Source organism: Ruminococcus sp. MCC718, assembly GCF_018783905.1.
In the GTDB taxonomy this organism is placed as follows: Bacteria; Bacillota; Clostridia; order Lachnospirales; family Lachnospiraceae; genus Hominisplanchenecus; species Hominisplanchenecus faecis.
This window is the reverse complement of record NZ_WQNP01000131.1, coordinates 1-22,423: the sequence shown is the minus strand read 5'-3', so window position 1 is coordinate 22,423 and position 22,423 is coordinate 1. Positions and strand designations below refer to the sequence as shown.

23 protein-coding genes are annotated in these 22,423 nt (G+C 39.9%); 12 read left to right on the top strand and 11 right to left on the bottom strand.

Annotation, left to right across the window (positions count from 1 at the left end; all coding sequences use genetic code 11):
• Window positions 1-48: 48 nt before the first annotated feature.
• The gene (locus GPK60_RS11080) at window positions 49-924 is read left to right on the top strand and encodes a YitT family protein (RefSeq protein WP_173897994.1); all 876 of its coding nucleotides are present in this window, start codon (window positions 49-51) and stop codon (window positions 922-924) included.
• 305 nt (window positions 925-1,229) lie between these two features.
• On the opposite strand, the gene GPK60_RS11075 is transcribed toward GPK60_RS11080, so the two are convergent.
• Window positions 1,230-1,628 (bottom strand): response regulator, encoded by a 399-nt coding sequence (locus GPK60_RS11075; RefSeq protein ID WP_215660075.1) that lies wholly within the window; start codon window positions 1,626-1,628, stop codon window positions 1,230-1,232.
• A gap of 479 nt (window positions 1,629-2,107) precedes the next feature.
• Between GPK60_RS11075 and GPK60_RS11070 the strand changes: the two genes are divergently transcribed.
• Entirely contained in the window at window positions 2,108-2,314 is a 207-nt protein-coding gene (locus GPK60_RS11070; protein WP_173898000.1) for a hypothetical protein, read from the top strand.
• Window positions 2,311-2,478, top strand: a complete 168-nt coding sequence (locus GPK60_RS11065) for a hypothetical protein (protein WP_173896566.1) — start codon at window positions 2,311-2,313, stop codon at window positions 2,476-2,478. Before GPK60_RS11070 ends, GPK60_RS11065 begins: the two co-directional genes overlap by 4 nt.
• Window positions 2,479-2,603: 125 nt before the next feature.
• Here the strand turns inward: GPK60_RS11065 and GPK60_RS11060 are convergent, their stop codons facing one another.
• The 4 genes from GPK60_RS11060 to GPK60_RS11045 all read right to left on the bottom strand — a co-directional run bounded on the left by GPK60_RS11060 (window position 2,604) and on the right by GPK60_RS11045 (window position 8,575).
• On the bottom strand, window positions 2,604-4,109 hold the full coding sequence (locus GPK60_RS11060; RefSeq protein ID WP_173898004.1) for a leucine-rich repeat domain-containing protein: 1,506 nt from the start codon (window positions 4,107-4,109) through the stop codon (window positions 2,604-2,606).
• Between the two features lie 237 nt (window positions 4,110-4,346).
• Window positions 4,347-4,769 carry an RNA methyltransferase gene (locus GPK60_RS11055; protein WP_252191382.1) on the bottom strand — a complete coding sequence of 141 codons (423 nt, stop codon included), beginning with the start codon at window positions 4,767-4,769 and terminating at the stop codon, window positions 4,347-4,349.
• The gene (locus tag GPK60_RS11050; RefSeq protein WP_215660071.1) at window positions 4,770-6,695 is read right to left on the bottom strand and encodes an ADP-ribosylglycohydrolase family protein; all 1,926 of its coding nucleotides are present in this window, start codon (window positions 6,693-6,695) and stop codon (window positions 4,770-4,772) included. It abuts the gene before it with no gap.
• A gap of 134 nt (window positions 6,696-6,829) precedes the next feature.
• Window positions 6,830-8,575: a recombinase family protein gene (locus tag GPK60_RS11045; RefSeq protein WP_252191381.1), complete on the bottom strand. Its 1,746-nt coding sequence runs from the start codon at window positions 8,573-8,575 to the stop codon at window positions 6,830-6,832.
• Window positions 8,576-8,912: 337 nt separating this feature from the next.
• Here GPK60_RS11045 and GPK60_RS15360 point away from each other — a divergent pair, with 337 nt between their 5' ends.
• Together GPK60_RS15360 and GPK60_RS11035 are read left to right on the top strand one after the other, a co-directional pair.
• Window positions 8,913-9,098 (top strand): hypothetical protein, encoded by a 186-nt coding sequence (locus tag GPK60_RS15360; RefSeq protein ID WP_014080774.1) that lies wholly within the window; start codon window positions 8,913-8,915, stop codon window positions 9,096-9,098.
• Window positions 9,091-9,699, top strand: a complete 609-nt coding sequence (locus GPK60_RS11035) for a hypothetical protein (protein ID WP_005348504.1) — start codon at window positions 9,091-9,093, stop codon at window positions 9,697-9,699. Before GPK60_RS15360 ends, GPK60_RS11035 begins: the two co-directional genes overlap by 8 nt.
• Window positions 9,700-9,746: 47 nt before the next feature.
• Here GPK60_RS11035 and GPK60_RS15545 read toward each other — a convergent pair whose 3' ends face one another.
• Complete coding sequence (locus tag GPK60_RS15545; protein ID WP_005348500.1) at window positions 9,747-9,881, bottom strand: hypothetical protein; 135 nt, start codon at window positions 9,879-9,881, stop codon at window positions 9,747-9,749.
• A gap of 469 nt (window positions 9,882-10,350) precedes the next feature.
• Here GPK60_RS15545 and GPK60_RS11030 point away from each other — a divergent pair, with 469 nt between their 5' ends.
• Entirely contained in the window at window positions 10,351-12,378 is a 2,028-nt protein-coding gene (locus GPK60_RS11030) for a tetratricopeptide repeat protein (protein WP_346727768.1), read from the top strand.
• Window positions 12,379-12,415: 37 nt separating this feature from the next.
• On the opposite strand, the gene GPK60_RS11025 is transcribed toward GPK60_RS11030, so the two are convergent.
• The 5 genes from GPK60_RS11025 to GPK60_RS11005 form a co-directional block, all read right to left on the bottom strand.
• Window positions 12,416-13,288 carry an ATP-binding cassette domain-containing protein gene (locus GPK60_RS11025; protein ID WP_005348496.1) on the bottom strand — a complete coding sequence of 291 codons (873 nt, stop codon included), beginning with the start codon at window positions 13,286-13,288 and terminating at the stop codon, window positions 12,416-12,418.
• A 3-nt stretch (window positions 13,289-13,291) separates the two neighbouring features.
• Window positions 13,292-13,948 carry a hypothetical protein gene (locus GPK60_RS11020; protein ID WP_008705633.1) on the bottom strand — a complete coding sequence of 219 codons (657 nt, stop codon included), beginning with the start codon at window positions 13,946-13,948 and terminating at the stop codon, window positions 13,292-13,294.
• Window positions 13,945-15,015 carry an ABC transporter permease subunit gene (locus tag GPK60_RS11015; protein WP_009265790.1) on the bottom strand — a complete coding sequence of 357 codons (1,071 nt, stop codon included), beginning with the start codon at window positions 15,013-15,015 and terminating at the stop codon, window positions 13,945-13,947. The genes GPK60_RS11020 and GPK60_RS11015 overlap by 4 nt, the downstream gene beginning before the upstream one ends.
• A gap of 116 nt (window positions 15,016-15,131) precedes the next feature.
• Entirely contained in the window at window positions 15,132-16,310 is a 1,179-nt protein-coding gene (locus tag GPK60_RS11010) for a HAMP domain-containing sensor histidine kinase (RefSeq protein WP_215660067.1), read from the bottom strand.
• A complete protein-coding gene (locus GPK60_RS11005; protein WP_118737430.1) occupies window positions 16,298-16,972 on the bottom strand; it encodes a response regulator transcription factor in 675 nt (224 codons plus the stop codon). The genes GPK60_RS11010 and GPK60_RS11005 overlap by 13 nt, the downstream gene beginning before the upstream one ends.
• A 220-nt stretch (window positions 16,973-17,192) precedes the next feature.
• On the opposite strand from GPK60_RS11005, the gene GPK60_RS11000 reads away from it, so the two are divergent.
• The 6 genes from GPK60_RS11000 (at window position 17,193) to mobQ (ending at window position 22,325) form a co-directional block, all read left to right on the top strand.
• The gene (locus tag GPK60_RS11000; protein WP_215660064.1) at window positions 17,193-18,110 is read left to right on the top strand and encodes a ParM/StbA family protein; all 918 of its coding nucleotides are present in this window, start codon (window positions 17,193-17,195) and stop codon (window positions 18,108-18,110) included.
• Window positions 18,111-18,113: 3 nt separating this feature from the next.
• On the top strand, window positions 18,114-18,497 hold the full coding sequence (locus tag GPK60_RS10995; RefSeq protein ID WP_055290463.1) for a hypothetical protein: 384 nt from the start codon (window positions 18,114-18,116) through the stop codon (window positions 18,495-18,497).
• 18 nt (window positions 18,498-18,515) lie between these two features.
• Window positions 18,516-19,232, top strand: coding sequence for a replication initiator protein A (locus tag GPK60_RS10990; RefSeq protein ID WP_055219545.1), 717 nt, complete (start codon window positions 18,516-18,518; stop codon window positions 19,230-19,232).
• Window positions 19,229-20,086, top strand: coding sequence for an ATP-binding protein (locus GPK60_RS10985; RefSeq protein WP_055290462.1), 858 nt, complete (start codon window positions 19,229-19,231; stop codon window positions 20,084-20,086). Before GPK60_RS10990 ends, GPK60_RS10985 begins: the two co-directional genes overlap by 4 nt.
• 170 nt (window positions 20,087-20,256) lie before the next feature.
• Entirely contained in the window at window positions 20,257-20,478 is a 222-nt protein-coding gene (locus GPK60_RS10980; RefSeq protein ID WP_009265797.1) for a DUF3847 domain-containing protein, read from the top strand.
• Window positions 20,479-20,615: 137 nt separating this feature from the next.
• Window positions 20,616-22,325, top strand: a complete 1,710-nt coding sequence (mobQ, locus tag GPK60_RS10975) for a MobQ family relaxase (RefSeq protein WP_215660061.1) — start codon at window positions 20,616-20,618, stop codon at window positions 22,323-22,325.
• Window positions 22,326-22,423: the final 98 nt, after the last annotated feature.

Genomic DNA, 22,423 nt, shown 5'->3' with positions numbered 1-22,423 from the left:
ATAATAAGGTGCTGCATATCTGGATTCATACAAATGAGGAGGATTTCTATGGAACAAAATAAGGAAAACACATCTTCCGTTTCCCGTACTTTAAAAGAATACTTTATTATTACCGTTGCCGTACTCATTATGGATATCGGCATCTATGTTTTTAAATTTCCAAATAATTTTTCTTTCGGCGGAGTATCCGGAATGGCTGTTGTTTTTGCAAAATTTCTTCCCTTTACTGCCTCTGTAATCAACCTGGTCATCAACCTGATTCTTTTGGTGGTCGGTTTCGCTTTTCTTGGAAGAAACTTCGGACTGAAAACAGCCTACGTCACCGTTCTCTCTTCGGTACTATTAAATGTTTTTGAGCATCTTTTCCCGATGTCAGGACCGCTGACCGATCAGATTTCGCTGGAGCTTTGCTTTGCGATCTTGCTGCCGGCAATCGCAGCTGCCCTGCTCTTTTTCGAGAACGCCTCCGGAGGCGGGACAGACATCATCGCCATGATCATCAAAAAGTACTCCACGATGAACATTTCCACCGCTTTGCTGCTCTGCGACCTGCTCATTGTAGTTATGGCATTCTTCGTTTTTGACACTCTGACCGGACTTTGTTCCATCCTTGGGCTGATGGCAAAGACACTGGTCATCGACAAAGTGATCGAACGCATGAAGCTGAACAAGTTCTTTACTATTGTATGTGATTATCCAGAACCGATTTGTGATTTTATTACAGGAGAACTCGGTCACACTGCAACCACTTATCATGCCGAGGGAGCCTACTCTCATACACAGAGAACCGTTATTTTGACCGTTGTCGATGTCAATCAGGCAATTCTGCTGCAGCGTTTTATCAAAAAAAATGAACCCACTGCTTTTATTACCGTTACCAAAAGCAGTGAGATCATCGGAAAGGGATTTTCCAATTACATCTGAGTTCCCTTATTTTGGCATATTCGCCTGAGAGTAGAATTCTTCATAATATTAAGTCCTCCCTGCACCAGAAGATATTCTTTTCCATTTACCGATACTTCCTGATACAGGTAAAGTGGACATTCACAATCCGCTTCGCTACTTGCTCATGAACGCAGTCGCTTCGCGACCTGTCAGTGGGAGCTTTCAACTCCCACTGACATAAGCATCCCCCCCTCACCCACCGCTTAGTGCTCTGCACACTTGAAGCGGGGGGAATGCTTCTCTGCGTTCAAACTCCGTAAGATATTCCAGAACCTCCTGCTTTTTCAGCTCTGAAACTGATCCCAGTTGGTATTTTCCAAAATTTCTTTAAAATCAAACTCAATATCTCTGAGTTTATTGTACCATACCGTCCCCAGTGCATCCGGCGAGCGATAATTCTGCGAGGAACAGATGATCACCGGTATCGGATGCTCTCTTTGTTTCATCTTTTCCAGCAGAATAAATCCTGCCTCTTCATTTTCCTTTTCTCCTTTCGCCAGTGGATAGTGCATGTCTGTAACAATCAGATCCGCTTCGCTTGTCTCCAGATATTCCCATAAGGCCTCCTGATGGTCAAACATCACAATATTTTCCACACCACAGAACTGTAAAGCTCTTTTTATATGTATCGATTTTACAGCTGCATCATCAACGATCACTGCCTTCAGATCTCGAATTTTCATTTGTTCTCCTTTCTTTTTCCAGATATTTTGCCACTAAGCTTTGTCTTCGGGTTCAGTCCTTTTTGACCGGAGACACGATCTGCTTTTCTTTTTCCGACAATCGATATTGCATACCCCTGTCTCCTCCCTCATGACTTTTACTGTTTTAGCTTTTCCAATCTAAAATCTGATTTTGTCTATAAAAATCCTAATTATAGTATATCTTCACCGAATATGTTCGTCAATGGTGATCTATTACTACTTCTTCCGGTGAAACATCAACCTTTTTTAATGCATACAAAAAGCTTTGTAAGAATTATTTCAATTTCCTGCCTCTTCTGTGCTATACAACGATTACTGTTGACAAAATGTGCATCTGATCCTAAAATATTCCGGGCTGCCATACTTTGCTCGATTCTCTGCAAAAAATTTGTCTGATGCATAGAACAGACATCAGCTATTATAAAAAACTGTTTCAGACAGTCGGGAATATCTTGCGGATGATAGAAAAAGATAATCTGACCAAGTACCTGCTGTTTCTGGAGGATGTCTTCCCATATATGGAGAAATACCAGTACAAGAAAGGTATGAAAGAGATTATCCTGGAGATGAAGCAACTTTTGAAAGACAATGAAAATATTGCCGTTACCGACTGCTTTATACCAATAACAGCATTCCCCAAATCAACAATTATGCTGCCTTATTGACAGAATTGCAGGAACCGGAACGGGCAATGGCTGCTCTCCGGAAACTTGCCCAGACCATCAAAGAATACAACTCCGATACCTGTCTGGACTATGCCCTGGTACAGGAATCCAGAGCTTTAAACGATGAAATGGAGATGCTTGTCAAGGATGCTTTGACGAGTTAATTTGTAAAAGTATAAAACTCTAACAATGGGGAGGTTCCCCTCCCCATAAAATTTTTTCTTAAAACTTACACAAAAAACTTGACAAACCCGGTTTTTTCGTAATTTCTTTCGGATTCTTCTATCGTCTATTTTTTGATCTTCACAGATTTCTTCTGCCCCTTTCCTTTGAACAGACGCTTGTAAGACTTCAGTTGTTTCTTCGGTACTTTAATAACGCATTTTCTGTTGATGCCTGTGAGAGCACCTTTTCCGACTTTCTTTAATTTTGTACTCTTCACAGTAATCTTCTTGAGGTTCTTGCAATTCTTAAAGGCATTCTTTCCGATAGAGGTTACATTCTTTCCAATCGTTACGCTCTTTAACTTTTTGCAGCCTTCAAAACTGCCGGTTCCGATCTCTGTAACCGTGTCAGGAATTACAACTGTCTGCAGCTTCTTACTGTTCTTAAATGTTTTTGCCGCAATGCCTGTCACCTGATACTTCACATTGTTAATTGTAACGGTTTTGGGAATTGTAACCTTCTTTGCCTTTTTCTCCTTGGCAGACAGCTTTGTAAGCGTTACTGATGGCTTACTTTCAGAACCATCTGATTCTGTCACCTTAAATTCCCTGCCTGTTTTCTCTTTCAGAGATGTTCCAGCCGCAGGCACATCTGGTTTCGGTCGTGAATAGTTACAGTGCAAGGTAAAAGGAATTGAGATATTTTGACGCAAGTCTTCATCATAAGCTCCGAAAACATTTAATACATCACCGCCACTACCAAAGCTGATTGCATTCCACTGTTCCTGTGTGCCTGTATAATATACATCTTTTAATCCGCTACAGAACCAAAATGCAAGATCCCCTATGCTCGTTACACTCGACGGGATCTCTATACCGGTTAACCCGCTGCAGTCATAAAATGCATAATACCCTATGCTCGTTACACTCGACGGGATTTTTGTGTTTTTACAGCCCTGTATAAGAGTATTCGTCGCTTTTTTTATAATGGCATTACAGTTATCTCTGCTGTCATAGACCTCATTGCCAGCTTCTACGTTTATACTTGTTAACCCGCTACAGCCAGAAAATGCAGCTTCCCCTATCTTCGTTACACTCGATGGGATCTCTATGCCGGTTAACCCGCTACAGCTAGAAAATGCTTGATCCCTTATGCTCGTTACACTCGACGGGATCTCTATGCCGGTTAACCCGCTACAGCCAGAAAATGCAAAATTCCCTATGCTCGTTACACTCGACGGGATTTCTATGCTGGTTAACTCGCTACAGCCAAAAAATACTTCATTCCCTATGCTCGTTACTTTAATATCCTTAATTTTCGTGGGTATTTCTACAGCTCCCTTTGCATTATAATCACACCTTGTTATTTCCACATATTTTGTTTCATCCGGTTTCTGATAAATGCAATAGGACAGATATCCTTCTTTTCCATCCTCAACCTTTGTATCTTCCGTTTCTGCCTGATCTGCTTCCAGCTCCGGCTTTTCTGCCGTTTCCTGTTCTGCTGCTGTATCTACAGTCACGGCTGTTTCATTCTCCGAAACGGTCTCCGCAGATACCGGTACTGAACTGCAGATCACTGCTGCAGTCAATGCCATTGTCAACATTTTTTGTACGTGTCTCTTTTTCATTTGGTCCCTCCTGATCTCTTTTTATATGATACTGAAAGTATTTTAGCTTTTATCATGTATCTTCGATACATGACAGCACACGTTCGGGTGAAACTTCTTCTCCACGAGATGCGTATCCCCTTTTTAGATAAATCTGTTTTAGTATATATTTCACCTGCAGACAAGTCAAGCTTTCTTTCGTTTTTCTTTTATGTGTTTTTTCTAAAAAATATAAGGAAAATAAGGCTTTCCACACTTTTATAATAGTATGATGCCAGGGTCAAAAGGTCTAAATCTTGACATAGGACCATTCCTCGGCTGTTTCAATTCTTCTACCACATTAGGAGCATCATACATTGGCAAGCCTAAATCTCTCTTTACCTCTGCGATATATGCGGTATGTACTTTGAAGCCGTATTTAGCTTCTATGTACTCCTTTATCATTTTGTAGGTCACTCGTTCTTTGGGCTTATAGCTTTCCGCTCTTTTAGCAATATTATCAAGTGGAACTTTTCCCTTACCCTCGCCAAACTCGACTTTTACGTTGATATGTCCGTCTGGCTTTTTGTGGGAAAGCAGTACTACCGTCTCCACGTGGGTCGAGACGATGCCGTGAATGTCGACACAACACGGGAACAAATCTACCCCCGCAGTACACGGGAACATATCAAGCATTTTCATTTAGTCATAATGATATTGTGCTGTAATGAATGGATGCAAAGCGCTAAGTAAAGCATTTCCTCCGTTCATCTGCACATATCTGATTAGCACTTCAGCCAGGTATTTCTTCTCATCACCGGAAGAATAAATCTTTTTACGCAGTCCTTTTTCGTCACGAAATTCATAGTGAAAATCTGATGCCATCTCATAATCAAGGCTATATTTTTCAAATCTTCCGTCTTCTTTTACAAACACAGAGAGAAACCATATTCCCTGATTATCCAATTGAATCGTTAGTCTCCATTCTCCTAGAGTTTTGTCATGCCAGGCATATCTTGCACCGGCGTGATGCTCTCTTTTTATGCCTTCATATCCCTGAATGTAAGCCAACGAATATGCTTGACCACCGGAAATCATCGGATGTGGGGAAGACGTTTCTTTCTTCCCTATATCTTCCTTTTTCAACAGCAGCTTGGAAAGCTTCGTAGCAAAAGATGTACCTGTCTTGTTATTGCAATTTTTGGAAAAACTTTTCTCCACTTTCTGCGTTAATTCCGGATATTCCGGCTTGTCTTCGTAGTGGAGCAACGTGTTCATCAGATAATACAGACTGCCGCTTGCAATTGCGTGATAAATCAGCACACCATTGCAAGCATAATCCGCTCGGATCTCCATACAGATCCCGTAAAGCAAGTCTGCCTTTGTGCCGCACAGTGCAGACCCCAGCGAATAGGCGGAACCCTGCTTCCATGCCAGAACTTTCGGCAGAAACCCAAGCGTATAGGCTTCCTTCATGAAACCGTTATAGATCAGCTCTTCTAACGCGCGGTGGGTTGTGTTTTCCTTATAAGCCGAATAATTGCGACACCATTGGTTCAGTTCTTTATCCCGATACAGAACTTCCATTAGAACGACATATTTATTGCAGAATGCGGTCACTGCAGTTTCAATATCCGCTGTTAGCGGATCAGAGGAAGCGGCTCTGCGCTGTATAGGGGGAACGGCCCAATCCGTCCAATATTTCTTGATTTCGTCCCGATTCAATATAGGAGTACACCCGCCGACACGATCGAAAGTTCCGGCTCTTTTCCAGCATACCTCGTGAAATTCGTCTGCGATGTCGATGAATTCCTTTGGAAGATATGACATCGCCTGCGCCTTGATTTCCAGCATGGCGGAATCAAATTTGTCATAAACCCAGCCACTATACGATCCCGTCTGCACAGCGTAATAGGTCCAGGCGATCGACCCGGCGATGGCTCCCGTGGTATCGCAGTCACCGCCGATTGAAATTACATTCCGGATGGCATCTTCAAAATTCTCAGATTCCAGAAAGGCGACAATTGCCTGTGGAACCGAGCCCTGGCAAGAGCCGTCAAATTTGTAAGTCTCCCGTAAGGAATCGAGCGTAAAATCCAGATTGTAATAGTGTTCGCTTATGTACTGCCCGATCTCTTCCTTTGTTCTTCCGCATTTCGCCAGAAATACCGCAGCGGAGACAGCTTCTGCTCCCTTGATACCCTCCGGATGATCATGTGAGACGCTGGCACTGGCACGTGCCAATGCCAACGCCTCTTCCATCGTAACGGCTGCCAGCCCACAGGGAGAGACGCGCATTGCAGAGCCATTTCCATAGCTTCCGTAGGGCTTGGGATTTTTCTGGCGGAGCCACTTAGCAAAGCTTCCGCCGTAAGCTCCTGTCGGATGGGGATACCGCCGTCCGAAATCCTGCATCACCTCAATCAGAAATTTCTGAAAACCCTTTCCATTTTCGCCCCGCTTGAATTGCTCTTCACGGCTCAGCAGGATTGCTTTCGCTACTGCCACTGTCATAATTGTATCATCGGTATAATCGCATCCCGGTGAAAAAAGCGGAAATTGCTTTGTTATAATATTATTGAATTCATATTTTGAACCGACGATATCGCCAATAAATGCACCGTACATGTTTTGTTCCCCCTTTTTATTTGCTGATATCGGAATTATTGCATATCAACTTAAGCTTATGGTCCCCCGTAAAGCGACCTTTTGCCAAAAAATTCTATTCCATTCACCTGAGCAAGATGCAGAAAAGTAGCTTCCTATTGGAAATCAGAGGCTTCCCTATCCTCCGGTGAGAACTCCACCCGCACCTTCTTGAAGTCGATTTCTCCATTGGAAAGCAATACAACCGTCTCAACGGTACTTTCGTTGTCCCAACAAAGTTCCTGTGTCTCCCTGTCTCCAAAATACACCGGAAAACGGAACTTTATGTGCTTCAGGAATCTGCCATCTGGCTGCTCCTGCTCGTAAATGTCCACCTGTTCCACAAAGCTGTTAAGAAATTCTTTCTTCTCCAGGTCGGTGAACTTATCATATAGTTTATCAAAATATAAAAGAAATTGATAGACGTTTTCTTCTGATATTTTCTGTTGCTGAATATTCAGCAGGCGGTTCTTGACTTCCTCTATACTGTTCTCCACGCCTTCAATCTCATCATACAAACGGTATAACCTTGTCTCCATATCCTGATATTTCTTCTCATAAAATTTATCCATGATATCCAGATTGTCCATCTGCTGTCCAAGTCTTGCTTTTGCTCCGGTCAGCTGCCTGTGCTGCTTTTCCAATCCTTCAATCTCTTTTTCTATTTCTTCTGTATCAATTCTTGAACCGATTTTATTCAGAATTGCTTCTTCAAATTTAGGATTCTTCACCAGCTTCCGAATAACTTCTTCCACTGCATTGTTAATCTTCTCCTCACTCCATTGTTTACGATATCCACATTTATGACCATCTACCAGGCGACGATGTTTGCAGGCATAATAGAAATAATCCTTATATAAAGTTCCGTCTTTCTTTTTCTTTCGGTTCACGTTTCCATACATACCACTTCCACATAACGGGCATCTCAATATTCCAGATAAAATATGCTCATGATCGAGACTATGTGTCTTTTCATATTTCACACCTGTTTTTTCCCGTTTTTGATGTGCCAGCTCCCAGTCTGTTTCTGAAACAATCCCTTCATGGATACCATCGTGCAGCATATAATTTTCCTGCTTTACAATGCGGTATTCATTTCTTGTACCAGAAACTTTCTCGTTTTTCCTTCGTCCATAAGCCAGCTTTCCACAGTATACCGGATTATCCAGAACGCCTTTTATAAATGATGCGGCAAATGCGTCCAGTGTATTATTCTGTCGTTTTTTCTTTTTATATCCATGCTGGTTCAGCCATGCGGCAATCGCAGAGATTCCCATATTGGTATGAATAAATTTGTTATAGATCAGACGAATAATCTCTGCTTCGTCCTCTGCAATCTGCAATTCTCCATTTACTAATTCATAACCATACGGAGCAAATCCACCATTCCATTTTCCTTCCCTGGCTTTCTGCTTACGTCCTTCCATTGTCTGAACAAGGATATTCTCTCGTTCGATCTCTGCCACCGCAGACAGAACAGAAATCATCAGCTTTCCACTATCTTTTGAGCTGTCAATTCCATCTTCTACACAGATCAGATTCACTCCAAAATCCTGCATCCTCTGCAGAGAGTTTAATACATCTGCTGCATTACGACCGAATCTGGAAAGCTTGAACACCAGTACAAACTGTACCTCATCTGTTCCATTCTCAATATTATCCAACATTCTCTGAAATTCCGGTCTGCCCTCTACGCTCTTTCCAGACTTACCTTCATCTGAATACTCATTTACGATTTCCATATTCTGAAATTCCGCATATCTCTTGAGTTTTTCTTTCTGAGCATCCAGACTGTAGCCATCTACCTGCATGGTTGTGGATACTCTGGTATATATATCGCATTTAATCTTTTTATTCTTCATAATCTTCCTCGCAGTATAACTCTGTTTTATTGTCCCAACCTTATTTTAGTACTTGTTCCAACTATTTTCAATACTTATTTTCCGTATTGACGCATTTCTTCGCCAATCGTATAATTAAGTTAGATACAGAGCATTTCTGTTATCAAAATATTGCCCGCCCACCATTGGCGACTTATAAATGATTGGCTCGAAAATATTGTTCGCTTACCGGAAGCGTCTAATAAATGTCCGGCTTGAAAATTATTTAGAAATAATTTCTGTTTTTGATATTGTGTTTTTATCACACATTGCATATACTATAAATACACAAAAAAGCCAAAAAAGAGGAGGTGTTAGTATGGCTACTTCAAGTATTACTCATAATTTTGTCGTATCCAATCCAAATAGCGTAAAGCGTTTTGTCGCAGCAATTGACGAAGCCGACCGTGACCGCACACCAAAGCAGACACTTCCCGGACGTCAGTTAACGAACCCACAGGAAATCTTAGCTTTAATGTCAAAAAGGAAGAAAAAACATGTCTGATAAATATTTTACCGTTAATATTCGGGCATATTTGGATAAAGACGAACCGACATATATCGGAGAGGAAAGTCTTTACGACTTACTCTCCGATTTTTCTTGTCCCAAAAATCCCGATGTGGAATACTTTTTATTACATAATGCGATTGAGTTTACCAAAAAAGATCAATCTATCACTTATCTGGTATTTGATGCTGAAGATGCTTCACTGGTTGGTTATTTTTCACTTACAATAAAACCAATCTCTGTCCGTGCTTCAAATATCAGCAAGACAATGGCAAAAAAACTGTCCCGTGTCAGTATTTTGGATGAAGAAACACAATCCTATACTACCGCAGCTTACTTGATCGCCCAGTTGGGAAAGAACTATTCTCTTCCAAAGGAAAAACGAATTCCTGGAAATATTCTACTGGGATTTGCACTGGAAACCATATCCAGTCTCAAATATTCCGTAGGTGGCGTTATGGAGTTTCTTGAATGCGAAGATAATGAATTTCTTCTGAGCTTTTATACGCAGAATCATTTCAAGCCATTTGATACGCGTATTACCGCTTCTCAGAATAATGAGCCACACACTCTGCATCAGCTTTTAAAATTTATTTGATTTAAAAATGCATGAAAAAAGCGACAGTCTGATTTACATTTTGTATTTCAGGAAACTGCCGCTTCTTTTTCTTCCTTATTCTGTTTTTCTTCCTCCAACTCCCGGAGGACTTCAGCGCCGTACTTATCAATCATCCGTACCAGAAAATCAATGCACCGCTCAAATTCAATATTCTGTTGCATAAGCTCCTCCCGTTATTGTTTTGATCTGAGCTTATTTTACAGAACCTGCCGGAAAACCACATTGAATAGAAATTGATTGTAAATTGACACAATCAATTTAAAAATATCCGCATTTTCTTGAATCGAATATATGTTCGTGTTATGATAGATATACTTAATCTTAACTACGAAAGGGGAATTTCTATTGAATCGATGCGATTTTTCTTCTATTAGCACTTGCTTAAAAAATCATATCAGCGAAAGTAATCAAATGAGTCAGCCTGATTTTTTATACGAATTATTTGAAGATTTTATGGATGATCCGGCAAATCAGGATTTTTCTATGGATAATGGTCTGGTTTGTCGTTGGCTGACCGGTCAAGCAAAGATCAGTCCCAAAATATCTGCCTACTATTCCAAACCCAGTAATCAGAAAAAACTGGCAGAAACCATTCACCAGAATCTGCTTCCATTGATGTCTGACTGCAATATGGCTATGCAGGATATATACACATTATTTATACAAGATGACACCATCTCCGATGCCAAAAAGAAAAATCTGGCTTCTCTGTACAAACCAGCCAGCTCACGTCTGCTTTTTCTTGCAAAGCTGATTTCTTTTGGCATGGAGCGACAATTTATCAAACGTGATACTAAAAATCAAAAATTACTTGCCGGAGGTGCCCTGTCACCCATTGTGCTGGATTATATTATGGACAGTGAGGTTCCGAAACCATGCCGTCATTTTATCGGAAGAGATAAAGAACTAGAAGAATTATATACCATGCTTGAGGAAAACCGTCATGTTTTTCTTTGCGGAATTGCCGGTATTGGTAAAAGCGAACTTGCCAAAGCCTACGCAAAACATTACAAAAAGCATTACACTAACATTCTATATGTAGAATATACAGGTGATCTTCATCAGGACATTACTGACATGGATTTTATTGATGATCCACCAGAAATCAGCGAACAGGAACGGTTTCAAAGACATAACCGTTTTCTGCGTTCCCTGAAATCCGATACTCTGCTTATCATAGATAATTTTAATGTCACAGCTACACAGGACAGTTTTCTGTCAGTAGTATTAAAATACCGCTGTCAGATTTTATTTACGACCAGAAGTAATCTGAATGAATACTGTACTTTTCAATTAAAAGAAATAAAGGATATAAACATTCTTTTCCAACTGACATCTGCATTTTATTCAGAAGCAGACAAGTATCGTTCGACCGTCGAAAAAATCATAGAGACCGTACACTATCATACTTTTGCTGTAGAACTGGCTGCAAAACTTTTGGAAAATGGAATTTCAACTCCAGGTCAGTTATTAGCAAAACTTCAGGAAGAAAGAGCATCTCTCGATAATGAAGATAAAATTAAGATAATCAAGGATGGTCAAAGCAGTAAAGCCACTTATTATAGTCATATCCATACTCTATTTTCACTATATGCTTTATCCCGAAAACAGCAGGATATCATGTGCAATTTGTGTTTTCTTCCTTACACTGGTATTTCTGCCCGCATATTCGCCAAATGGCTGGAACTGCCTACCTTAAATGAAATTAACGACTTGATTGAAACTGGTTTTGTGCAGACAACTACACGTCACACAATCTCCCTGCATCCTATGATTAAGGAAATTGCCCTTTCAGAGACAAAACCATCTGTAAGTAGCTGTCACATATTACTGGATTCTTTACAGAAAATATGTTTAATGCATGGAATTGAAGTCGATTATTACAAGAAGCTGTTTCAGACAGCAGGAAACATCATAGAATTGATTGAAAAAGATGATATACCAAAATATCTACTTTTTCTGGAAAATGTTTTTCCATATATGGATAATTATAATTACCAGAAAGGTATGAAAGAAATCATTCAGGAATTAAAAAATTTTTTGAAGCCTAAAGACATTGGCACCGATTCTGACCGGGCATTGTTACTGGATTTTCAGGCTACTCTTGAAATCAAGCCAGAAAAAGCAATAAAACTGGAAAAGGATGCACTTGCCCAGATAGAAAATATCACTGCTGACAATGCTCGCCTTGTTTCCAACCTTCATGCCAATCTCGGTGGACTTTACCGCATGAACGGTCATCCCGATCTTGCAAGAGAACACATGGAAAAAAGTATCTCACTGCTTGACCAATTTAACCTGCTTCATATAAATGACAGCATACCTCAGATTGCCAATTATGCAATGTTCCTGACAGAACAGCAGGAACCCGAAAGAGGCATCTCTGAATTGCAAAAATTATCCGGCATCATCAAGGAATACCATTCCGATGACTGTCTGGATTATGCCAAAGTACAGGAAACCCTTGGAACCATTTATCTGATGACTGCCAATCTTCCGCAAGCCAAAACACATTTTAAAAGAGCTTTCAAAATATATGAAAAGATCTGGGCTGATGAACCAGAAATGATTGAAGCAAAATATCAGGAAATTCAGGAGTTATATCCACAGATTGGATTTTGCATTGGAAAAAATCTATCCGGTCTTTTAACAAAATAAGCATAATTTACGGCGGGCAACTTGCCCGCCGTTATATTCAACTATTCGTCAAATAAATATATGCATCTTCCAAAGTGATATCATTATCCAGGACACAATTCTCATTTGGCTTTCCTTTGCTTAATACTTTCATATGAATTCCATTTTCTACATACTGCTTAGATGATATAGAATAATTGGCTTCTAACAAACGGGCTTCTTCTGCATTTTGTACCGTACAATTCCAAACACAGCCCTTTGCATTTTCCAGCAACCCACTCACGCTTCCAGAATATAAAAAACTTCCCTTTTTCATAATGGCAAGCTGTGTACAGGTTGCTGCTAAATCTTCTACTACATGAGTGGAAAACAGCACAGTTCTATCCTTTGAAAAATCAACCAAAAGATTGCGGATCCTGATTCTTTCTTCCGGATCTAACCCGGTGGTAGGTTCATCAATAATCAAAAAATCCGGATTATTAAGAAGTGCCTGTATGAGTCCGACACGTCTCTTCATACCACCAGATAATTGCCGCATTTTTTTATTCTGATGCTCTGTAAGAGAAGTCTTTTCCAGATAATAGGTAATTCTTTGTTCGAGGTCATTTCTGGCTACTCCTGACAGTCCCCCCATATATACAAGACATTCTTTCACCGTAAGATTCGGATATAAGTCGATTTCCTGTGGAAGATAACCAATCTTTTTCTGTATTTTCTCATAATTTCCCTCGTTATACAGAATTCCATCAAGGGAAACCATTCCTTCCGTTTGTTTTAAAACAGTTGTAAGAACCCTCATCAAAGTGGTTTTTCCAGCACCATTCTCACCCAAAAGTCCGTAAATTCCCTTAGGTATTTCAAGAGATGCCTTATTTACTGCAACTACACCATTTTTAAATCTAACTGTTAAATCATTTATTCTAATACTCATAATCTATCCCCTTTTCTTTAAAGTCATTGGTAATACTGCAAATAAAAACAGCCCCGCTATAAAAGACACAAGCGTTCCATAAATCCAACTCTCGGACATTAATTGAGTAGGTTCACAAAAGCTGAAAGAAAACAATCCCAGATTTCCGAAAAATGAACTTCCCGCTTTTGATATAAGTCCAATGACAATTCCAAATAAACATCCAATACCTGCCCACATATTTCGAAGCAATGTACACAAAATCACAGAGCATATACTCCAAAGCCAGATAGTTCCAAACATTGCAATGAAATATAAAAGAAATATCTGAATACCCGAAATGCCTTCGTTTACACTGCCCGGTTTTTGCCAGAAAAACAAAACATATCCAACACAGGAAAGTATTAATAAATATAATATTTGAACGCCCACTCTCTGCGATATTACTTTTAACTGCTTTTTTTGATCATACAAATGAAATACATCGGCACGCTTACTTTTTACTTCCATCAAATATGTGTCACTACAAAAAATAATTGTTAAAAATGCTATTGGCGACTGAATCGCTGAACCGATTTCTTCATAGTATATAATCGGATGAATAGCACACAATATCAGTATAAATGCACATGAATAAAAAATCTTATATAACGACAGGCAGTTTTTTAGTTCCGTTTTCAATGAACCCTCCTCCTTTTCCAGATTGTAACAGAAATACATACTAATATAACTGATGAAATTACAAGAATAATCTGATTTATGTTTGACATTTTGGCTACATGTGTTTCAAAAAATCTGCCAGGGAATCGCACCATAATAGAGAACGGTCTCATATAATAAATATCATTCTTCATGGTCAGCATATTTGAATATATAATGTGTAAAAACAAGATTGGTGCTGCCGGAAGCGGATTTTTAAATATTAATGCTGTAATTGTATAGACACAACATATCATCAAAAGATTCGGAACAATATAGATCAGAGAATTCACGCAAAAATCAATTGGTGTTACTGGAAAGCCCGATTCTAAAGACGTTTTCAAACACAGCATAAAGAATATAACATTCAAAATCACTAATACTCCCAGCATACTAATGAATCCGCTTATTACTTTCCCACATATATATTGGATTGCCGTAACAGGCTTTGTATGTAATAATTCATAGGTACTTTTTCGTGTATCCTGAATAAATAAAAATGATAGCAAGACTGTTGCAAAAAAGGCCATATGCAATCCTGCAAAATCCGTAAATTTTTTGGCAAAGTACCAGGAAAAAGAATGTTCGGATAATTTCCGCTCGATATAATGATTGATTTCTTCTGCTGTCCCCTTATGAATTTCAAGGTCCTCATAAGCATATATTGCATTATAATAGCCATATTGGGATTCCAAAAACTCAGAAGCAGTCTTTACATCCATATTCTGAATTTCTTTCATTACATGATCTGCTTCCTGCCTGCTAAATCCAAAACCATTTTTGGAGGTGTCCATTAACGTCTCTTTGATCGTATCTTCCCACTCCCTTCTTCTTTCTTTATCATCAGATGTGGGAATGTACCCATCCATGACATCAGCATCTTCCAATGCTACGTCATTTTGTGTGATCTGTTCATTCTGTTTGATATAATGAATTTGCAAATACGATGACAGACATTGATACATACTGGCAACTATAATAATCAAGCCAATCCACAAAACAGGGTTCTTTAAATAATCAAGTATACTTCTTTTTATGATTGTTTTCATTGTATCTCTTCCTTTCTTTATTTCTTTAACAACATCATACAAATCAATTCTCAATAAATTCACAACAAAAAAGACTAAAACCACTTTATTTGTGATTTCAGCCTTATAAAGTATTTTTATTCAGCTTTGAAAAGAGCTTCTACATGAGCACCGCCTTGTCTGGCATTATATATTTTCAAATTTCCTCCATGCTTTTCACAGAAAATACGAGAAATATACATACCAAGGCCAAAATGCTTTAAATCATCTTGTGGATTCTTATGATAAAATGGCTCTGTTACTTTTTCCTCAGTATCCACAAATCCTATTCCATCATCTTCAACAGAAATTATAAGAAAACCATCCTTTTTCTTTATCTGCAAAGCAATACTTTTTTGTGCATATCGAACCGCATTTTCCAGTAAGTTGTCTGTCACTTCCATGACAAGTTCCTCATTCACTTTCACAATGTTTTGTTCCTGCACTCTTTCTACCTTACATAATTTACTTTCCTTCTTGGACAGCATGGCAGCTTCTGCCTCAATCTTTTTTGCCAGTTCCGATAACTCTATCTCTGAGCATTGCAGTTCCCTCTGTTCTAAATGGGACATTTTTCTCATGTTTTCCGTGAAATGCTCTATACGGTCAATCTGATACATGCCTGTTTGTAAGATATCAATAACATCCTCTGTTTTTATACTCTCGGCAGAAACAAACTCTAAGAGCATTTCCTGATACCCACGCAATATGGAAAGTGGAGAACGTATATCATGTGCAATTGCATTCCGCAAAGCCTTCTCGTCATCAATCATTCGCCACATCTTTCTGTTGTTATCTGCTAAATCACTTCGCATCATTTCAAATTCTTTACACAAAGTTCCCATCTCATCTTTATTTTCATAGGACACATGAAAATCCAGTTCATTATCTGCAATCATTTGTGAGGCATCTTTTAGTTCCTGTAGAGGTGTCTTTAACTTATTTTTATAAAAAAAGAATACCGCAACAACACTCCCAACAATCGAAAAAATCAGTACCGAATATGTTTCCATAAAGTCACACATTTCCGAAAGATGATAGTCCAAACGATTCATCTGCGATTGATTAGGTCTTGATATCTCAATCTCGTATTTCTTTCCATATTGCTGAAACACGTCCGTATAATCTGCATAATCAATATATTTTTCCCATATTTTATTCTGCATATTTCCTGCAAAATGAACTGTAAATCCAGATAACAGAAATGCTGCCGTTAAGCTGATCACAAAATAAAGCAGAATTGTTTTTTTCAGTGACAAGTTTCTTATTTTTTCCATCGGTATCCAATCCCCCATACAGTTTCTATGTATTCTTTTTCTGAATAATCCGCTATTTTTTTCCTTATACGCCGTACTAATTCCGTTATCGTTCTACTGTCCCCTTCCGCATCATATCCACAGACTTGTGCATATATACGTTCTTTATCAAACACCTGCCCTGGATGCATGGATAAGAATTCAATAATCTGATATTCAATTTTTGTGAACTCCATCCTGTGTCCGGCTATAGCTACTATTTTTTCAGAATAATCAATCAGCATTTCATCCATGAAACGGTATTCCGTTTTTTGTTGATGCCTTTCTTCTCTCTTTATGTTTGTGACAATCCTTGCTTCCAACTCCCGAAGACTAAATGGTTTCGTAATATAGTCATCCCCACCCGAAAGCAACCCATTAATTTTATCATCTTCATCAACTCTTGCTGTTAGAAACAAAATCGGGCATAACACTTTACTGCGTATCAGACGACATACTTCAATCCCATCCATGCGTGGCATATTGATATCCAACAAAATAATATCCGGTTTCATTTTTATTTTATTTAATGCTTCCATTCCGTCTGTAGCCGTAATGGTTTCATATTGTTTCATATCAAAATAACTACAAAGCATTTTCACCAATTCTTTATCATCATCGACAACTAAAATCTTGTATTTCATCCAAACCACCTCCAGTATCCATATTATACGATAAAAAACAATGAAATCACAACAAGAGTACATGAAGAATGTACGCACAATATATCTTTTTTCTCAATTCCAGCTCAATTTCCACTCAATGTCTTTTACCTCCGATTTTCGTATGCTTATCTCACAGCAAAGCAGTACCACACCGGTATGACCTGCTGAATCAATCAATACGAAAACGGAGGTATTTTTTATGCGAGAACTCAAAAACACAAAAATCATCGCTGTAGATCATGGCTATGGCAATATGAAAACAGCAAACACCGTCACCCCAACCGGCATCAAAGCCTATGAAACTGAACCGATCTTCACCGGGAATATTCTGGAATACAACGGCATTTACTACCGGATCGGCGAAGGACACAAAGAATTTATCCCGGATAAAGCTATGGACGAAGAATATTATCTTCTGACACTAATGGCTATTGCAAGGGAACTGAATGTCTTTTCCATCCGTGAAGCAGATGTTCATCTGGCTGCCGGACTTCCTCTCACATGGATCAGAAATCAAAGAGAAGCTTTTCGTTCCTATCTGCTCCAGAATCCAGAAGTCCATTACCTTTTTAACGGCAAAGAGTATCATCTCCGCTTTGTGGGATGCAGCCTTTACCCACAGGGGTATCCGGCTATCGTAAACCAACTAGGAAATTTCAAGGGAACCAATCTCCTTGCAGATATCGGAAACGGAACCATGAACATTCTGTATGTCAACAATAAGAAAGCGCAGGAGAGCCGATGCTGGACAGAAAAACTTGGTGTAAACCAGTGCATGATTGCCGCAAAGAACGCTGTTCTGGACAAATTCGGAGTGAAAATTGAAGAATCCACAGTAGAACAGATTCTGCGGTTTGGAACAGCTGACATTTCAGCACCATATCTGGATTGTATCAGTTCTATTGCCAGACAGTATGTGGCAGAACTTTTTTCCACGCTCCGCAAATATGAATACAATCCTGACCTGATGCGCCTGTATGTAGTTGGCGGCGGTGGATGCCTGATCCGTAACTTCGGAACGTATGACAAATCACGAGTCACCATCATTGATGACATCTGCGCCACCGCCAAAGGTTACGAATCTCTGGCTTATATGAGCCTGAAAAGGAGGGGATAAACCATGCAGAACAATATCCGCAACACCAACCTGCGCTTTAATCTGGGCAAAGAACAGCAGCGGAGAGCCTGGGAATATTTACAGACAATGGACAGGCAGGATTTTAAATCTTACAGTCAGGTAATCTCTCTTGCACTGGTAGATTATTTTGACCGCTACTACCGCACACAGGCTGATCCTTATCTGGAAACAAGAGAACGGGAAGAACTTTTTGTGAAACAGATTGTAGATGCAGTGGAAAACAGTCTGAAACAGGCATTGCCACTTTTTCTTTCCGGACTGACTGCAGGCATGGCGCAAAGGGAGCCCCAAATCAGGGCGTCCTTTCCAACACCTGAAAATTCACAGCCAGATAGTGATGTAGACTGGGATTTTCTTGGAGAATAACTGATTGGAGGTGAACACATGACGGACTTTCTGACAGCAGACACCAACCTGCCATCTTATATGATGTTTCCCCGTTTTCTTCTGGACATGGAAATAAACGAAACTGCCAAAATGCTTTATATTATCCTGCTCGACCGGGCAAGGCTTTCCCAGAAAAATGAGGGCTGGTCAGATATCAATGGTCATGTGTTCATTTACTTTACAATTGAAGCACTGGCAGAAGTTCTCCATAAAAGCCAGATGACGGTTAAAACTGCTCTGGCAGTACTGGAAAAACAGGAGCTTATCTTCCGAAAACGGCAGGGCCCCGGACAGCCCAATCGGATTTATGTAAAACTCCCAAAAGAAACCATCCACTATACAGACAGATTTCTTTCCCTAAGACAGACAGAAAACTGTCCTATTGACAGACAGGATTCTTTCCCTGATACAGACAGAAAACTGTCTGGTAATAAGAAAGAGATAAAAAAGAACAATTTAGAAAAAAGAGGGAGTAAGGAGCCACTCTCACCCTATGGAAAATTTCAAAATGTTTTTCTGTCAGAAAAAGAGCTTGAAGATATCCGGCAGACAATCCCTGACTGGAAGGATTATATTGAACGCTTATCCGGTTATATGGCTTCTACCGGAAAGCAATATCAGAACCATGCAGCTACCATCATCAGTTGGGCAAGACAGGATCATCCTGCTTCCCGGCAAAGGAATTACGAAAGTGAGGAATACGAAACACTATGACAAGATTTACAGAAAAAGCAACCGCTATAACACCAAACAGAGAGATTCAGCCTGATGAATATTTTAACGAAACAGACCACCTGATCTACTGTTCCAAATGCAATACGCCAAGACAATGCCGGCATGAATTACAGGGAAAGGTTCTTATTCCTTCCATCCGCTGTAAATGCCAGCAGGAAATCTTTGAGCAGGAAGAGGCCCAGAGAAAACTTCATGAAAAACAAATGGAAATAGAGCATCTTAAAACCAGCGGCTTACAGGACAAAGCACTCTATGACTACACTTTTGCCAGGGATAACGGCATCAATCCGGAAATAAAACTGGCACACAATTATGTAAGTAACTGGGAAGAGATGAAAGCAAACGCTTCCGGATTTCTCATCTGGGGTGATGTAGGTACTGGAAAATCTTTTTTTGCAGGCTGCATTGCCAATGCCCTTCTGGAAAAAGGCGTTCCTGTACTGATGACCAACTTTTCCCGGATTCTGAATACCCTTACCGGAATGCATTTTGAAGACAGAAACCAGTTCATCAACAGCTTAAACCGCTACAGTCTTCTGATTATTGATGATCTCGGAATTGAGCGGAACTCTGACTTTGCACTGGAACAGGTATTCAATGTGATTGACAGCCGTTACCGCAGTAAAAAGCCCCTGATCATAACGACCAATCTCACTTTATCAGAGCTGAATAACGCCGCTGATATCGCACACAAACGAATTTATGACCGCATTCTAGAGAGATGTATTCCTGTCCGTATCAATAACCGGAATATCCGTCAGGACAACGCTTCCGCCAATTTGAAAGAGGCGAAGAAAATCCTGCTAAGCAATCCTGATTTGAACCAGAATTGAAACAACGGAGTATAACTCAATAGTTATTTCTCACTGGCAGTGGTGCTACTTTCTTTTCATATTCATCACCAGAAATATGCCACTGTCAGTTATCCGAAACTATAGTACTAGACCAGAAGATTTTGAAACCAAAATTGCCCGGATACGGGCATAAAAAGGAGGTGCCAGATATGGCAGATAAAAGGACAATAACACCAGAAGAAAAGGCACTTTTACAGGCAAAGCACCGTCAGGAAGAAGCTGAAGCAAGAAATCGGAAAAAAGAGCGTGATGCCAGAACACACCGATTAGTCCAGGAAGGAGCAATTCTGGAAAGTATTGTTCCCCATATTAAAGAAATGGATTTAGATTCCCTAAAACGGGAGCTGATGATCCGGTTACGGGGAATGTAAACGCACAAGTTCTACTCCCGAAGGGCGCACTTACTCACCACCTGATAAATCAGGCAGTGGTATCCCCTTCGGGGCTCGTGCGCTCTGCCGAGGGCTTTATCCGCTGTTGCAGGCAACATCGAAAGGAGGTGCCAGATATGGCAATTTATCATATGCAAGCCAAAGTCGTCAGCCGTGGTTCCGGTCGGTCTGCTGTTGCTGCTTCTGCTTATATGAGCTGTAGCCGCATGTACAATGATTATGACGGCATCCAGCATGACTATACCAGAAAGCAGGGGCTGATCTATCAGGAGGTGATGCTTCCTTCAATGGCTCCATTGGAATGGAATGACCGGGAACAACTCTGGAATGCTGTGGAAGAAAACGAAAAGACCAAAGACAGCCGACTTGCAAGAGAATTTGTTGTCGCACTCCCCGTTGAGTTGGATAAAGACAGCAATATTTCTCTTCTTCAAAATTTTATTCAAAAGAATTTTGTAGATATGGGAATGTGTGCTGATTTTGCCATTCACGATACAGATGGTCACAATCCCCATGCACACATTCTTCTTACTGTCCGACCACTAAATGAAAATGGAACATGGCAGTATAAAACCGAAAAAGAATATCTCTGTATCAAAGATGGAGAAGAAAAAGGATTTACTGCTTCTGAATTTAAAACTGCTCAGAAACAGGGATGGGAAAAGCAATATCGCTATAAAGTTGGGAAAAAGAAAGAATATCTGACTTCCTCTGCCGCACAGGAAAAAGGATATGAACGGATTGATAAACACCCCAAGAGCAGCCGATATGGCAGACAGAATCCTATTTCCGAACAATGGAACAGTGATGAACAACTCCATATCTGGAGAGCAAACTGGGCAGATGCCGTAAATAAAATGCTTGCACGTAATCAGATAAATGCCGCCATTGATCACCGCAGCTTTGCAGCTCAGGGAATCACCGAACAGCCAACCATCCATGAAGGCTACATTGCCCAGAATATGGAAAAGAAAGGCATGATAGCAGACCGCTGTGAAATCAACCGTCAGATTCGTGCGGATAACAAAATGCTCCGAGAATTAAAAGCAAAAGTAGCAAAACTGGCTGAAGCTGTAGAAAAGTCTATTCCAATAATTGCAGAAACCTTGGAAGCAATCCGAAATCACATGATTTTTACACAATATCATTTGCTCCACAATGAGATGCAAAAAGAAGTGATCTATGACTGGATGAATCATTTTAATCCAATACTGAATAAATACAACACAGTTAAAAAGGAACTCAAAGCTAAAGTTACGGAACGGAAAGAACTGAATGTGCAAAAGGATAAAACCAGTATTTTGAATCCCATCCGGCATATAAAATTAAATCAGCAGCTTACCACTATTACCGAAGAAATCGAAGAACTGAAATCACAGAAAGAACAGCTAATCTTCCAGGCAGAATGCTCTACCGATAAAGATATGACGAATCTATCCAAGAAATACGACCAGATGAATAACAATCTTGATATCCTAGATTCTCAGGACATCTCACTCAAAAAACATCTTGAAAAAGATGCCGCCGCTTTCCGGGAAGAAAAATTTCGTCCTGAACCTGAACAGTATACAGAATTGCTGGACACCAGAATCCAGATACGTCCTGATTTTCGGGATAAGCTAATCGAACAGCTCAAAGGTACTTTCGGTAAATATTATGACTATCACCGTCGTGATATTGCCGCCAATGAGGTAGATTATCTCAATGTGGAAGATCCTGATGTTTTTTCCCATCGTGCCTGGGAACTTGAATATCAGAGGAAACAGGAGATGCGGCGAAATCAGCCTGCCAGAGCTAAGAAAAGGTCCTATGATATGGAATTATAACCATTTTTAAACAGATAATGATTATTCCAGGGCTCTTTGAGCCACCTGTCCGGACTTTGAGAGCCACCATTCCGGAGAATGAGAGCCATATATTCCGG

Excerpts from the sequence above, each read along its gene's own strand:
- GPK60_RS11055 (WP_252191382.1), bottom strand. The coding sequence starts at position 4,769 with ATGAAAATGCTTGATATGTTCCCGTGTACTGCGGGGGTAGATTTGTTC.
- GPK60_RS11080 (WP_173897994.1), top strand. The coding sequence starts at position 49 with ATGGAACAAAATAAGGAAAACACATCTTCCGTTTCCCGTACTTTAAAA.
- GPK60_RS10980 (WP_009265797.1), top strand. The coding sequence starts at position 20,257 with ATGGCAGATAAAAGGACAATAACACCAGAAGAAAAGGCACTTTTACAG.
- GPK60_RS11000 (WP_215660064.1), top strand. The coding sequence starts at position 17,193 with ATGCGAGAACTCAAAAACACAAAAATCATCGCTGTAGATCATGGCTAT.
- GPK60_RS11005 (WP_118737430.1), bottom strand. The coding sequence starts at position 16,972 with ATGAAATACAAGATTTTAGTTGTCGATGATGATAAAGAATTGGTGAAA.
- GPK60_RS11070 (WP_173898000.1), top strand. The coding sequence starts at position 2,108 with ATGATAGAAAAAGATAATCTGACCAAGTACCTGCTGTTTCTGGAGGAT.
- GPK60_RS10985 (WP_055290462.1), top strand. The coding sequence starts at position 19,229 with ATGACAAGATTTACAGAAAAAGCAACCGCTATAACACCAAACAGAGAG.
- GPK60_RS15360 (WP_014080774.1), top strand. The coding sequence starts at position 8,913 with ATGGCTACTTCAAGTATTACTCATAATTTTGTCGTATCCAATCCAAAT.
- GPK60_RS15545 (WP_005348500.1), bottom strand. The coding sequence starts at position 9,881 with ATGCAACAGAATATTGAATTTGAGCGGTGCATTGATTTTCTGGTACGG.
- GPK60_RS11015 (WP_009265790.1), bottom strand. The coding sequence starts at position 15,015 with ATGAAAACAATCATAAAAAGAAGTATACTTGATTATTTAAAGAACCCT.
- GPK60_RS10995 (WP_055290463.1), top strand. The coding sequence starts at position 18,114 with ATGCAGAACAATATCCGCAACACCAACCTGCGCTTTAATCTGGGCAAA.
- GPK60_RS11075 (WP_215660075.1), bottom strand. The coding sequence starts at position 1,628 with ATGAAAATTCGAGATCTGAAGGCAGTGATCGTTGATGATGCAGCTGTA.
- GPK60_RS11060 (WP_173898004.1), bottom strand. The coding sequence starts at position 4,109 with ATGAAAAAGAGACACGTACAAAAAATGTTGACAATGGCATTGACTGCA.
- GPK60_RS11010 (WP_215660067.1), bottom strand. The coding sequence starts at position 16,310 with ATGGAAAAAATAAGAAACTTGTCACTGAAAAAAACAATTCTGCTTTAT.
- GPK60_RS11045 (WP_252191381.1), bottom strand. The coding sequence starts at position 8,575 with ATGAAGAATAAAAAGATTAAATGCGATATATATACCAGAGTATCCACA.
- GPK60_RS11050 (WP_215660071.1), bottom strand. The coding sequence starts at position 6,695 with ATGTACGGTGCATTTATTGGCGATATCGTCGGTTCAAAATATGAATTC.
- GPK60_RS11035 (WP_005348504.1), top strand. The coding sequence starts at position 9,091 with ATGTCTGATAAATATTTTACCGTTAATATTCGGGCATATTTGGATAAA.
- GPK60_RS11030 (WP_346727768.1), top strand. The coding sequence starts at position 10,351 with ATGGCTATGCAGGATATATACACATTATTTATACAAGATGACACCATC.
- mobQ (WP_215660061.1), top strand. The coding sequence starts at position 20,616 with ATGGCAATTTATCATATGCAAGCCAAAGTCGTCAGCCGTGGTTCCGGT.
- GPK60_RS11025 (WP_005348496.1), bottom strand. The coding sequence starts at position 13,288 with ATGAGTATTAGAATAAATGATTTAACAGTTAGATTTAAAAATGGTGTA.
- GPK60_RS10990 (WP_055219545.1), top strand. The coding sequence starts at position 18,516 with ATGACGGACTTTCTGACAGCAGACACCAACCTGCCATCTTATATGATG.